At 67.8% G+C, this 13,004-nt stretch carries 14 protein-coding genes; 6 read left to right on the top strand and 8 right to left on the bottom strand.

Annotated features, from left to right (window positions below):
• Positions 1–9: 9 nt before the first annotated feature.
• Entirely contained in the window at positions 10–1,137 is a 1,128-nt protein-coding gene (gene alr / locus FBY20_RS22185; RefSeq protein WP_056324196.1) for an alanine racemase, read from the bottom strand.
• A 149-nt stretch (positions 1,138–1,286) separates the two neighbouring features.
• Here alr and hpnC point away from each other — a divergent pair, with 149 nt between their 5' ends.
• The 3 genes from hpnC to hpnE are packed head-to-tail and all read left to right on the top strand — an operon-like array spanning position 1,287 to position 4,313.
• Positions 1,287–2,117, top strand: a complete 831-nt coding sequence (hpnC, locus tag FBY20_RS22180) for a squalene synthase HpnC (protein ID WP_142054634.1) — start codon at positions 1,287–1,289, stop codon at positions 2,115–2,117.
• 13 nt (positions 2,118–2,130) lie between these two features.
• Entirely contained in the window at positions 2,131–2,994 is an 864-nt protein-coding gene (gene hpnD / locus FBY20_RS22175) for a presqualene diphosphate synthase HpnD (RefSeq protein ID WP_056324191.1), read from the top strand.
• Positions 2,991–4,313: a hydroxysqualene dehydroxylase HpnE gene (gene hpnE / locus FBY20_RS22170; protein ID WP_142054632.1), complete on the top strand. Its 1,323-nt coding sequence runs from the start codon at positions 2,991–2,993 to the stop codon at positions 4,311–4,313. Before hpnD ends, hpnE begins: the two co-directional genes overlap by 4 nt.
• A gap of 57 nt (positions 4,314–4,370) precedes the next feature.
• On the opposite strand, the gene FBY20_RS22165 is transcribed toward hpnE, so the two are convergent.
• The 5 genes from FBY20_RS22165 to FBY20_RS22145 form a co-directional block, all read right to left on the bottom strand.
• Positions 4,371–4,817 (bottom strand): carboxymuconolactone decarboxylase family protein, encoded by a 447-nt coding sequence (locus FBY20_RS22165; protein ID WP_056324655.1) that lies wholly within the window; start codon positions 4,815–4,817, stop codon positions 4,371–4,373.
• 66 nt (positions 4,818–4,883) lie between these two features.
• Positions 4,884–5,870, bottom strand: coding sequence for a tripartite tricarboxylate transporter substrate binding protein (locus tag FBY20_RS22160; protein WP_142054630.1), 987 nt, complete (start codon positions 5,868–5,870; stop codon positions 4,884–4,886).
• Positions 5,871–5,935: 65 nt separating this feature from the next.
• On the bottom strand, positions 5,936–6,940 hold the full coding sequence (locus tag FBY20_RS22155; RefSeq protein WP_142054628.1) for a cyclase family protein: 1,005 nt from the start codon (positions 6,938–6,940) through the stop codon (positions 5,936–5,938).
• 56 nt (positions 6,941–6,996) lie between these two features.
• On the bottom strand, positions 6,997–8,226 hold the full coding sequence (locus FBY20_RS22150) for a CaiB/BaiF CoA-transferase family protein (RefSeq protein WP_142056149.1): 1,230 nt from the start codon (positions 8,224–8,226) through the stop codon (positions 6,997–6,999).
• Between the two features lie 49 nt (positions 8,227–8,275).
• Positions 8,276–9,121 carry a CoA ester lyase gene (locus FBY20_RS22145; RefSeq protein ID WP_142054626.1) on the bottom strand — a complete coding sequence of 282 codons (846 nt, stop codon included), beginning with the start codon at positions 9,119–9,121 and terminating at the stop codon, positions 8,276–8,278.
• 85 nt (positions 9,122–9,206) lie between these two features.
• Here FBY20_RS22145 and FBY20_RS22140 point away from each other — a divergent pair, with 85 nt between their 5' ends.
• From FBY20_RS22140 to FBY20_RS22130, 3 genes are all read left to right on the top strand, one after another.
• On the top strand, positions 9,207–10,109 hold the full coding sequence (locus tag FBY20_RS22140; protein WP_142054624.1) for a LysR family transcriptional regulator: 903 nt from the start codon (positions 9,207–9,209) through the stop codon (positions 10,107–10,109).
• Between the two features lie 87 nt (positions 10,110–10,196).
• Positions 10,197–11,162 (top strand): tripartite tricarboxylate transporter substrate binding protein, encoded by a 966-nt coding sequence (locus tag FBY20_RS22135; RefSeq protein WP_142054622.1) that lies wholly within the window; start codon positions 10,197–10,199, stop codon positions 11,160–11,162.
• Between the two features lie 22 nt (positions 11,163–11,184).
• Positions 11,185–11,973 (top strand): GntR family transcriptional regulator, encoded by a 789-nt coding sequence (locus FBY20_RS22130; protein WP_142054620.1) that lies wholly within the window; start codon positions 11,185–11,187, stop codon positions 11,971–11,973.
• Positions 11,974–11,992: 19 nt separating this feature from the next.
• On the opposite strand, the gene crcB is transcribed toward FBY20_RS22130, so the two are convergent.
• Entirely contained in the window at positions 11,993–12,385 is a 393-nt protein-coding gene (gene crcB / locus FBY20_RS22125) for a fluoride efflux transporter CrcB (RefSeq protein WP_056324169.1), read from the bottom strand.
• A gap of 5 nt (positions 12,386–12,390) precedes the next feature.
• Positions 12,391–12,945 carry an HdeD family acid-resistance protein gene (locus FBY20_RS22120; protein WP_142054618.1) on the bottom strand — a complete coding sequence of 185 codons (555 nt, stop codon included), beginning with the start codon at positions 12,943–12,945 and terminating at the stop codon, positions 12,391–12,393.
• Positions 12,946–13,004 lie beyond the last annotated feature (59 nt).

Here is a 13,004-nt window from a genome sequence, read left to right as displayed (position 1 = left end):
CCGGACGCGTCAGGCATCCCGGGTGACCGGCACCCGCGGGGCCAGGGCGCAGAGCAATTCGTAGCCGATGGTGCCGGCCGCGCTGGCGACTTCATCCACCGAGGGGCCGTCTTCGCCCCATAGGCAAACCGGCGAGCCGACGCCTGCGGACGGCACGGGCCCCAGATCCACGACCAGCATGTCCATCGACACCCGGCCCAGCAATTGGGTGCGGATGCCGGCGACCACGACCGGCGTGCCGGTGGAGGCGTGGCGCGGGTAGCCGTCGGCGTAGCCGCAGGCCACGATGCCGATGCGCATGGCGCGTTCCGCGCGGAACAAGGCGCCATAGCCCACCGAGTCCCCGGCCTTGATTTCCTGGACAGCGATGATTTCCGAATTGAGCGACATGGCGGGCTTGAGCCCGAACGACGCGGCTTCGGCGTCCGCAAAGGGCGACGCGCCGTAGAGGCAGATGCCCGGGCGCACCCAGTGCGACTGGCTCTCGGAGCCGACGGCGATGTCGGCAAAGCGCAAGGCGGCGGCCGAATTGCACACGCTGATCGCGCCCGGCAGCTTATGTGTCACCGAATTGAAGACGCTGAGTTGTTCGTTCACGCCCTGCGGACCGTCCGCGCAGGCGAAATGGGTCATCTTGCCGACCGAGCCCAGCGTGCCTTGCTGCTGAAGCAGCATGGCGCGCTCGAAGGCGGCGGGAAAGGCCGCCGGGGTGAAACCGAGGCGGTTCATGCCGCTGTTGAGCTTGAGCATGATGTCCACGCGGCGCGACAGGCGGGCCCGGGCCAGCATGTCGAGCTGATCGCGTTGATGGACGGTGGTGCTGAGGTGGTAGCGGTCGACGATGTCCAGGTCGGATGGGTTGAAGAACCCTTCGAGCAGCAGGATCGGCCCGCCCCAGCCGGCCTCGCGGCAGCGCACGGCCTCTTCGAGGTCCAGCATGGCCAGGCCCTGCGCCTTGGAAAAGCCGGCCACCGCCTGCTCGATGCCGTGTCCGTAGGCGTTGGCCTTGATGACGGCCCAGATCGAAGGCGGCACCCCGCCGGCAGCGGCGGCGGTCTGGTCCAGGTGGCGGCGCACGGCGTCAAGGTTGTGCGCAAGGGCAGAAACGGAAACGGTAGCGGAGATTGGGCGCGGCATGGTGTGAGATCCTGTGGCGTCCAAGTCTAACTGATCCGGCGCCCCCGACGGCAGGCGGTCCGATCAAGCGCGGGCGACTACTCTAAAATGAGACCGTTTTCCGCTTTGCGCCGTCTTTGCAGACCTGGTCTGTTCACAGGCTACTTTCCATGTCCATCGATCACTACGAGAATTTTCCCGTTGCCTCGCTGCTGCTGCCGCGCAGGCTGCGCGGCGCCGTGACCGATATCTACCGGTTCGCCCGCGCCGCGGACGACATTGCCGACGAAGGCAGCGCGACCGACGAGGAGCGCCTGGCCCAACTGGCCGCGTTCCGCACCGAGCTGCACCGCATCGGCGCCGAACCCGGCACGCCCCCGGCGCCCGGCCTGCCGCCCCTGTCCGACATCTTCGCGCCGCTGGCGCAGACGATCGCCCGGCATCAGTTGCCGATCACGCCCTTCTACGACCTGCTGTCCGCCTTCGAGCAGGACCTGACCGTCAAGCGCTACGAAGACTACCCTGCCCTCATGGACTACTGCAGCCGCTCGGCCAATCCGGTCGGGCGCCTGATGCTGCACCTTTTTGAAGCCAGCACGCCGCAGAACATCACCGAGTCCGACGCCATCTGCACGGGCCTGCAGCAGGTGAACTTCTGGCAGGACGTGCGGGTGGACTGGCACAAGCACCGCGTCTATCTGCCGCAGGAAGACCTGCGCCGCCACGGCGTCTCGGACGAAGACCTGGCCGCCTGCCGCCTTACGCCCGCCTGGCGCGAGCTGATGGCCTTCCAGGTCGAACGCACGCGGGCGCTGCTACACTTCGGCGCTCCGCTGGCGCGCCGCCTGCCCGGCCGCATCGGCCTGGAGCTGCGCCTGGTGGTGCAAGGCGGGCTGCGCGTCCTGGAGCGGATCGAGGCGAGCGGCTACGATGTTTTCATGAATCGCCCCGAATTGGGCGCCAAAGACTGGGCCATCATGTTGTGGCGCTCCATCAAGTAACAGGCCGTGCCTAATGACCCCTGACGAGTATTGCCAGGAAAAAGCCGCCAAAAGCGGTTCCAGCTTCTACTATTCCTTCCTGTTCCTGCCTCCCGAGCGCCGGCGCGCCATCACGGCCCTGTACGCGTACTGCCGCGAAGTGGACGACGTGGTCGACGAATGCACCGATCCGTCGCTGGCGCGCATCAAGCTCGCCTGGTGGCGCACGCAGGTCGACCAGATGTTCGACGGCAAGCCCGATCACCCCGTGACGCGCGCACTTCAACCGCATCTGGAGACCTGTTCGATCACCCGCGCCCGCCTGCTGGCCGTGATCGACGGCATGGAAATGGACCTGGACCAGACCCGCTACCTGGACTGGCCCGGCCTGCGCAAGTATTGCTGGCATGCCGCGGGCGTGGTGGGCGAGCTGTCCGCCGGCGTGTTCGGCTATTCCGATCCCAAGACGCTGGTGTACGCCGAAAAGCTGGGCCTGGCGTTCCAGATGACCAACATCATCCGCGACGTGGGCGACGACGCCCGCCGCGGCCGCATCTATATCCCGGTCAACGACATGCAGCAGTTCGAGGTCAAGGCCTCGGACATCCTGAATGGCGAGTATTCCGACCGCTTCAGCGCGCTGATGAAATTCCAGGCCGACCGCGCCCGCGAGCTGTACCGCGAGGCGATGAGCAACCTGCCCGAGGCGGACCGCCGCGCGCAGCGGCCCGGACTCATGATGGCCGCCATCTACCACGCGCTGCTCGACGAGATCGAGCGCGACAACTGGCAGGTGCTGCACCAGCGCATTTCGCTCACGCCCCTACGCAAACTCTGGCTTGCCTGGAAAACCTGGGTGGGCGGCGGACGCGGCCTGGTCCGCCGGTTGGCGCGGTGAAGGCGGCAGTCATTGGCGCAGGCTGGGCCGGGCTGGCGGCCAGCGTCGCCCTGCGCGAAGCCGGCGCGAAAGTCACGGTGTTCGAGGCCGGGCACACCCCGGGCGGACGCGCGCGGCGCGTCTTTCACGACGAATTCGATGCGCCGCTGGACAACGGCCAGCACCTCTTGTGCGGCGCCTACAAGGAAACCCTGGCGCTGATGCGCCGCGTGGGCCGCAACCCGGACGCCCTGCTGATGCGGCGCCCCCTGCGGCTTGCCAGTCTGGATGGGCGCTTTAACCTGTCCGCACCTCGCATTCCGGCGCCGCTGAACATGGCCCTGGCCGTGCTGCGTGCGCGCGGCCTTTCTTGGGGCGACCGGTTTGCGATGCTGCGCCTGATGCGCGGCTTGAAGACCATGTCCTGGACGCCGCCGCGCGACTGGACGGTGCTGCATCTCTTGCACTATCACGCGCAGTCCGACGTGCTGATCCGGCAGGTATGGGAACCGCTATGCCTGGCTGCGCTGAACACGCCGATCGCCACGGCCAGCGCCGTGCTGTTCGCCCGGGTGCTGCGCGACAGCCTGGCCGGCGCGCGCGAGGACAGCGATCTGCTTCTGCCCTGCACCGACCTGTCGGCGCTGTGGCCGGACGCCGCCGCTCGCCAGGTCACCATGCGGTATGGCAGCACGGTGCGCCAGCTGCATCCGTCAGCCGATGGCATCGACATCAACCAGGAGCGCTTTGACGCCGCCGTGCTGGCCGTGCCGCCCACCTTCGCCGCGCGGCTGCTGGACGGCCCGCTGCGCAAGGCCGGCGCCACAGGGCTGCTCGATGCGCTCAAGGCCTTCGACTACCTGCCCATCGCGACGCTGAACATCCGCCTGGCAAGCCCGTGGCGCTTGCCCGAGCCGATGATGATGCTGCGTGAGGACGCGGCCCGCGGTCATGCGGGCCAGTGGGTGTTCGACCGCGCTCAGCTTGCCGGCGATACCAAGGCCGGCGAACTGGCGCTGGTGGCCAGCGCCGCGGTCGGCATGGGCGAACGCAACCGGCGGCAGGTGATCGAAGCCCTGATCGACCAGGTGGCCGAACAGGCCGCCGCGCATCCGCTCAGGCTGCCGCCGATGCCGGACGTGTCGGCCGCCGAACTCTTCATTGAGAAGCGCGCGACGTTCGCCGCGGTGCCAGGACTTATCCGCCCGCTGAACTCCACGCCGTGGCCCACGCTGGCGCTGGCCGGCGACTGGACCGACACGGGCTACCCCGGGGTGCTGGAAGGCGCCGTGCGCAGCGGCTTGCTGGCTGCCCGCGTGCTCAACCCCCGCGCGGACTGAAAAGGCCGGGCGAATCGTGCGTCGCCCTTGCCTTGAAAGGGCCGGTCAGCCGGCCTGCTAGTCGAACAGATCGGCTTGGCGCGGGTCCGCCGGGGCCAGCTCATAGCCGATCTGCGCGGCGACCTCGCGCAGGATGTTCTGCGCAAGATTGAAGGCGGTATTGGCCGCCGGCACGCCTGCATAGATGGCGTTCTGCAGCAGCACTTCCTTGAGCTCGTCGGGCGTCAGGCGCGAGGCATCCTGCGCCGTCAGCGCGGCGCGCACGTGCAGCTCGAATTCTTCCCAGCGGCCCAGCGACAACGTCACCGCCAGCACCATCATGCGGCGCGCCTTGTGCGGCAGGCCGGGGCGGCTCCAGATGTCGTGCCAGGCGTAGCGCGTGATCATGTTCTGGTAGTCGGCGGTGAACGTGGTGGCGCGATCGAGCGATCGCTGCACCCATTCATCGCCCAGCACGGCGCGGCGGTTCGCCAGGCCGCGTTCGAAATCGTCTTGCCGGCTCATCAGGTCAATCTCCATTCGGATCGGGGGCTGGCGCGTGCAAACGATGCCGCGCCCGCCCCCGGAGGATCAATTCACCTGGATGTTATTGGTTTTCACGACCTCGGCCCAGCGGGTCTGTTCCGCGTCGACAAACTTGGCGAAGTCCGCGGCGCTGCTGCCGACCGGCGTCAGGCCCAGCTTGGCGAGCTTTTCGCGGGTATCGGGACGCGTCAGCGCCTTTTGCACGAGTTCCTGCAGCTTGGCCACCACTTCCGGGCTGGTGCCGGCCGGCAGGAAGAAGCCGTTCCACTCGACCACGTTGAAGTTCCTGATGCCGGCTTCGCCCACCGTTGCCACATTGGGCAGTTCGGGCATGCGCTTGTCCGACGAGACCGCCAGCGCCTTCAACTTGCCGCCGCTGACGTAGTTCAGGCTGGACGCGGCGTTGGCGAAGTAGACGTCGACCTGGCCGCCCATGACGTCCACGATGGCCGGTGCGCCGCCCTTGTAGGGCACGTGCACCATATCCAGGCCCGCATCCTTCTTGAGCAGCTCGGCGGCCATCTGCGCAAGGCTGCCCGGTCCATAGGACGCAAACGTCAGACGGCCGGGCTTGGCGCGCGCGGCATCAATGAAGTCCTGCAGGTTGTTGAAGCTGGAGCCCGGCGCGGCCACCAGGATGTTGGGCACGCTGATGGCCTGCGAGACCGGGATGAAGTCCTTCTTGGCATCGTAGGGCAGCTTGCGCAGCACCGGATTGATCGCGAAGGACGACGCGTCGAACAGCACCGTGTAGCCGTCGGGTTTGGCCCGCGCCACGAACGCCGCGCCGATGGAACCGCTGGCGCCGCCCTTGTTCTCGATCACCACGCTCTGGCCGGCGACTTCGCCCATGCCTTGCGCGATGATGCGCGCGGCGTTGTCCGCGCCGCCACCAGCGGAATACGGCACCACCACGGTGATGGGCTGCTCCGGATAACCGGCGGCGTTGGCGGTGCCAAATGCGGTGGCCAGGCCGATGGCGGCTGCCAGCGGGCGAATGGCGGCCAGGGCCGTGCGACGGGTTTTCTTCATGTGTGCTCCTCGGATCTCCCCTGCGGGGATGTTCAATCGTTCAAGGGTCGTGGCGCGATCCGTCGTCAGACGGTCGCGATGGGGTTGACCGGCGCGCCCACCAGACCAGGCACATACATGGGCGCCGCGGTCAGGAAGAAGGCATGCCGGCCGTGCTGGCGCAACCATTGCGCCAGCGGGGTCAGGTGCCAGAGCTCGCCCAAGGGCAGGCCCAGCTTGAAAAGACATTGTTCGTGCAGGGGCAGCAGCGCCCCCTTGCCCGCGTCCAGGTGATGGTTGCGCAGCTCGACCGCGTGGTTGTCGGCGGCAATGGCCGCGATGCGGCTGTCCTTGATCCACGCCAGCAGGTCCGCATCCGCGCCGTCCAGAACGCAGCAGCTCGTCTTCAGCCGCTCCTGCTCGTCATCGCCCAGCGTCAACGCCAGGTCGGCCAGGCCGGTATGCAGGCACAGCACATCGCCGGGCCGGACCTCGACGCCATCGGCGCGCATCACGTCCATCAGTTCGCGGTGGGATACCTTGCGCTGCGCATCGCCAAAATGCGCGCGCAGGTCCACCATGACGCCGCGCCCCTGGATGCCGTGGCGCGCCATCGGCGCAATCGACAGGTCGCGCGTGCCGGTGAAGCCTTCGGCGGCGGGCTCGCTGACCGCGAAGCCGTTGTAGCCGGTGGGCTGCGGCTGGCCCGTGCCGTGCGCGTCATACATGGAACCCACGTGGCCCAGCGCGTCCCATTGCGTGGAATATTGCGGCGACAGCGTGACGCGGTCATCGCTGATGACGTCGGTGGCGCCCGGCACGTCACGGTCCAGCGGATAGCGGTAGACCGGCACGCCGTTTTTCTCGGCCGGCAAGATCACCGGCCCCTTGCGGCGCGGATTGAGCACCGGCGCGCGCGGCACGGTCAGCGGCAGGCTCAGCGAAAACGACATGCCCGTGCGGATCTCGGCGACGGCGGCCAGGCGCGCCTGGCTGTCCAGATGGTTCAGCGTGCCCAGCTGGTCTTCGCTGCCAAAATCGCCCCAGTTCGATCCATCCGGACGGCGCAGATATCGTTGCGCTGCATTCATGATTTGTGTCTCCTCGCCCTTTTCGCCGGACGATGCCTGTCTTTGTTTGTTACGGCTTATTGCACCACGGAGGCGTGCAGCAAGTGGTCGATTTCGTCCGCTGTGTATCCCAGGGCGGACAGAATTGTGCGGCTGTGCTCGCCCAACGCCGGCGCGGCGCGTCCGGCGGCATCTTGTCCGGCTTCATGGGCGGCTGCTTGCGCGCCATCCTGCACGGCGCCGCCGAAGTGCGCCCATTGCGCCAGCCCGAGATAGTTGCCCGCCTGCTCGCTGCGATAGGGGCGCATGAATCCCATCGCCTCCACCTGCGGGTGGTCGAACATGTCTTCAACGGGCCGGACCTCCGCGCACGGCACGCTCTGGCCGAAGCGCTCAGCCCACTCGCGGGCCGAGGCCCGCGCCAAGGCCTGGCGCACCAGCGGCACCAGCACCGCCGCCTGCGCGGCGCGCTTTTTCACCGTGTCGTAATCGGGGTGGTCGGCCAGATCGGGCAGGTCCAGGTGGCCGCACAGCGCGCGCCAGAAATGCGGCGTATTGGCCGAGATGTAGAGATGGCCTTCGCGCGTGGGATGGATGCCCGTGATCCCGCCCGAGCGCATGTCGCGTTCGATGTGGCGCGGTTCGCCCTCGGCCCACACCAGACGAGCCGACTGCATCGCCAGCGCGCTGCCCAGCAGCGACACTTCGATGGCCTGTCCCCGCCCGGTTTTCTCGCGCTGATAGAGCGCGGCGGACACACTGTTGGAGATCAGCGCGGCGCCGTAGTAGTCGACCACCGATCCGTACAGCACTTCGGGCGGGCCGTCGGGCTTGGCTTGCGCCGCGCACATCCCCGTCATGGACTGCAGCACCTGGTCGTAGCCGGCGTGGCGCGCCATCGGACCGGCCGCGCCATAGCCCGTCATCGCGCAGTAGATCAGGCGCGGGTTGATGGCGGCCAGCGTCGCGAAGTCGATGCGCAGACGTTCCGGAACGCCCGGCCGGAAGTTGTGGACCAGCACGTCGGCCTCGCGCACCAGCCGGACCAGCACCTCGTAGCCAGCCGGGTCCTTCAGGTTCAGGCACAGGCCGCGCTTGTTGCGGTTGATGCCCAGAAACGCGCGGCTCTCGGCCGGCAGCGTCGACGGGTATTTGCGCAGGTTGTCGCCTTCGGGCGGCTCGACCTTGATGACGTCCGCGCCCATGTCGCCCAGCAGCGCGCAACCGTAGGGGCCCGCGATGTAGGCGCTCAGATCCAGGACCTTGACGCCGGCCAGCGGCAGTTGACCCGGGGTTTCAAATTCCATCATGCAATTCATCCGATAAATGGCTCGGCCGCGCGTCGCGCAGACCGGTTCAGGCGGCCCGCCCGGCCGCCAGCAATACGTCGCGGGCGCGGCGCACGAAAGGCGCATCGATCATCTTGCCGTCAAGCAGAAAGGCGCCCACGCCCGCCTGGGCCTCGCTCGCGGCGACGATCCGTTCGGCCGCGCCGATCTCTTCGGCGCTGAACCCGAATACCTCGTTGGCGATGGCGACCTGGCTGGGATGCACGCAGGATTTGCCCAGGAAACCGAGGGATCGCGCCAGCTGCGCTTCAGCGCGAAAGCCTTCGCCGTCGCGCACCCGGGCGTAGGCGGCGTCCATGGCGTACTTGCCCGCGCAGCCGGCGCCAAGGCGCAACGCCAGCATCACCGCGCGCAGCGTTTCAGGCTGGTAGCGGTCGATGCCCAGCGGTTCGAACAGATCGGCCAGCCCCAGTTGCAGGCCGGCGACGCGCGGATGCGCCGATGCCAGCTCGGCCGCGCGCGCCAGCGCCTGCGGCGTTTCCACGGTGACCAGCAATTCGCCCTCGAAGCCGGCCTGCGCGGCGCGCGCCGCGGCCTCGCGGAGCGCATCGGCGGACTCGACCTTGGGCAGATTCACCATGTCGATCGGCAAGCCGCCCAGTGCATCCACGTCTTCGGGGAAATACGACGTGTCCGCCGCGTTGACGCGGACGATAATTTTCTTGGGATGTTCCGACTGCGCTGCCTGGAAAGCCGGCGAGGCCAGCCAGTCGGCCAGCGCTTGGCGCGCCGCGGGCTTGCGCGAGGGCGCGACGGCGTCTTCCAGATCGAAAGACAGCGCATCCGCTTCGCTAGCCAAGGCTTTGTCGAATAGTTCCGGGCGCGACGCCGGCACAAAAAGCTTGCTTCTCATTGTGGTCTCCTGGGCGCATTGTGATCGCGCGGGCGCTTGCCAGGGGAAAGCGGGCATACGATAAAAAGATAGAATTCCTATCATCATGAATACCGACTTCCTGCACACGCTATCCGCCGTCGCCCAGCACGGCTCCATGGCCGAGGCCGCGCGCCGCCTTGGCTTGACGCACGGCGCCGTGGCGCAGCAGGTGCGCAAACTGGAACAGGAACTGGGGGTGCCGCTGGTCGCGCGCGCCGGGCGCACCGTGCACCTGACGGCCAAGGCGATCGAGCTGATCGGACCGATGCGCGAGGTCCTGGAACGCATCGAAAAGATCCGGTACCTGGCACGGTCCGGCGAGATGATGGGCGAGCTTCGGCTGGGCGCCGGCAACACGGCGCTGAACTCGATGGTGCCGGCCATTCTGGAACACCTGGTCGGACGCCATCCGCTCATCAGCGTGGAGATCCAGCCCGGGCATTCCGCCCGCTTCTATCCGGCCATCGAAAGCGGCGAGCTGGACGCCGCCATCGCGCTGGAGGCGCCCTACCCCCTGTCCAAGAGCCTGGGCTGGCAGTTGCTGCGCGAAGAACCCTATGTGCTGGCGGCCGCCCCGCGCCATGCGGGCCGGCACCCGCACAGCCTGCTGACCGCGCAGCCGTTCATCCGCTATCAGCGCAGCGACTGGAGCGGACGCCATGTCGACGACTACCTGCGCCGCGTCGGCATCACGCCGCGCGACCGGTTCGAATTGAACGCGATTGAATCGATCGCGGTCATGGTGAGCCGGGATCTTGGTGTGGCGATCCTGCCCCAATCGACCAATGGCACGATCGAACGGCTGGGCCTCTTGGCCTTGCCGCTGCCGGAGCACTGCGAGCCGCGCCGCTTTGGCCTGATCTGGTCGCGCGTGTCGCCGCGCCTGGCGCTGATCCAGGCTTTCCGGGACATTGCCATCATGGAATACGCAAAGGCGCCAGGAACGGGCAACGCGCCCGTGCAATGACCGCAGGTAGGGCAAACGCGCTGGCGCGCCCCGTGCAGTCTTCCTATACTTGTATTGTCCTCAATACAACATATCAGGAGACAACTCATGCCGGGACTGCATCGAATCGCCGCGGGTTGCGCGCTATTGGCCGCATGCGCCATGCCGCTGGCCCCCGCCCTTGCCCAAAACGACGCCATCAGGCTGGTGGTGGGCGCGCCGCCGGGGGGCACCACCGACACCGTGGCGCGCAGCATTGCGCAGCACATGGCACTGGACCTGAAACGCCCCGTGGTGGTCGAGAACAAACCGGGCGCGGGCGGCAACATTGCCGCGGACTACGTGGCCAAGAGCAATCCCGACGGGAACACCTTGCTGGTCACGTTCACCAGCTTCTCCATCAACGCGACGCTCTACCGGAACCTGCCCTTCGACCCCGTGGCCGATTTCACGCCCATCAGCATGCTGGCCAACGTGCCCAGCGTGCTGGTCGTGCGCAAGGACTTCCCGGCGCGCACCATGCCGGAGTTCGTCACGCTGGTGAAGGCCAGCCCCGGCAAGTACACGATGGCGCTGGGCGCGATCGGATCCTCTCTGCACATGGCTGGCGAGCGCATGAAGATGATGGCGGGCCTGGACATCCTGAACGTGCCGTACAAGGGCACGGCGCCCGCCATCACCGACCTCTTGGGCGGGCAGGTGGACATGATGTTCGCCAGTTCGCTCAATGCGCTGCCGCACATGAAGAGCGGTGCATTGCGCGCGCTGGGGGTATCCAGCCCGAAGCCGCTGCCGCAGTTTCCCGGCGTGCCGCCCATCGGCGATACCATCACGGGTTTCGAATCGAACGCGTGGTTCGCGCTCTTCGGTCCCGCGAAGCTCCCGGCCGGCAAGCTGGCGGCGCTGAACGCGGCCGCGCGCAAGGCCGTCGATACGCCATCGTTCCGCAAGCTGCTTGAGGGCGAGGCCGCCACCGCCGTGAGCAGCAGCCCGCAGGAACTGGACGAGTTCGTGCGCCAGGACATCGCGCGCTACGCCGAGATCGTCAAGTTCACCGGCGCGACCGTCGACTGAACCCCAACCAGGAGCTCCCATCGTGCCCGCCAGCCCGCTGCCGCTTTATCACAAGGTCTATCTGCTGCTGAAGCAACGGCTGGAAGCGGGCGGATTCGCCACGGACAGCGCCATGCCGGGCGAAAACGCGCTGGCCGCCGAATACGGCGTGTCGCGCCTGACGATCCGGCGCTCCCTTGACGCGCTGGCCTCCGATGGCCTGATCGAGCGGCGCCAGGGGCGCGGCACCTTTGCCGTCGCGCCCGCCACGTTCGGGGCGCCGCAGCACGGCGCGGGCATCGACGCGCTGATGGCGCACCTGGCCCGCATGGGCATGCACACCCAGGTGCGCCTTTTGGAACTGGACACCGCGCCGGCCACGCCGCTGGTGGCCGCGCGCCTGGAACTGCCGCCGGGCGCGCTTGTGCAGCGCGCCGTGCGCGTGCGCAGCCACGAAGGACAGCCGTTCTCGTACCTGACCACGTTCGTGCCGGACGACATCGGCCGGCGCATCCGCCGCAAGGACCTGGGCGACAAACCCCTGCTCGCCATCTTCCGCGATCTGGGCGTGCACGTGGCGCGGGCCGAGCAATCGATTTCGGCCGTGCTGGCCGAGCCCGGCGTTGCCGAGCTTTTGGACGTGCCGGTGGGGTCGGCTTTGCTCAGCCTGCATCGCGTGGTGCGCGATGCGTCCGGCCGGCCGGTGGAATGGTTGCATGCCCGCTATCGGCCGGACCGCTACGAATACCGCATGGACATGCAGGCGCACGACATGCCCGGCCAGCCCACGTGGCTGCCCGCGCCCGCCGCCACGCCCCCGGACGGCGCCTGACCGCCGCAGGTGGTGCCGGCTAGCGCAGCAGGCTGACCGTGGCCAGGCCCGCCGCCGTCAGCGCCAGCGACCCGGCCAGGCTGAATCCGGCGTAGCTCAGCGCGCTGACGTACGCCCCGCGTTCCAGCATCGCCACGGTTTCCGCCGAAAAGGTCGAGAACGTGGTCAGTCCGCCCATGAAACCCGTGATGGCCCCCAGCCGCACCCAGGCCGGCCATTCCGGGTGCCCGGCCACCAGCGCCAGCGCCACGCCCACCAGGTAGCCGCCCGCAAGATTCACCGCCATCGTGCCCCACGGCCAGGAGCCGGCATTGAGCCACAGGCCCATCAGCCAGCGGGCCCACGCGCCCAACATGGCGCCCAGGCCCACGGCCAGGAAATTCAGGGGAACTAGCGTTTGATAAGCGGACATGGAGCTCAGGCGTTGCCGTGTTGTTTGAGGCGCAGGGAAAAGACCAGCAGCAGTATGCCGAAAAACACGGCGTAGATGCCGATGACCCACACCAGCGCCAGCGCGCCGGCGCCCGGCTGCATGATCAGCATGGCGCCGAAGATCACCGAAACCAGCCCGGACAGGCCCAGCAGCCATTCGTTGCGGATGGCTTTGCGAAAGCGCACGGCCGCGATGATCTGGAACACGCCCGCCACGATCGCCCAGATGGCGATGATGTAGAGCAGGATCAGCGCGGTAAGGCCCGGCCACAGAAAGGTGACGATGCCGGCCGCCACGCCCAGCAGGCCCACGACGATCAGCGCCCACAACGGCTTGCCGTTATCCCGGATGCGGAACCCGGCAATCAACGCCAGCACGCCGTCCACCAGCGCGAAGGCGCCCCACACCAGCACCAGCGCCGACAAGGTGATGGCCGGCATGAACATGGCCATGAACCCGAACAGGATGGCGACGACGCCGCGAAGCGCCACCCACCCCCAATGACGACCGATTTGATCCACGACTTGCTGTTGCAGCATGACGACCTCCGGTGTTTGCAAAGGGTGGCCTATCTTAGCCCCGCCGGGCAGCGCGCGCA

It is taken from the genome of Achromobacter sp. SLBN-14 (assembly GCF_006715415.1).
GTDB classification, from domain to species: domain Bacteria; phylum Pseudomonadota; class Gammaproteobacteria; order Burkholderiales; family Burkholderiaceae_B; genus Achromobacter; species Achromobacter mucicolens.
This window is presented reverse-complemented; position numbering and strand designations above follow the sequence as displayed.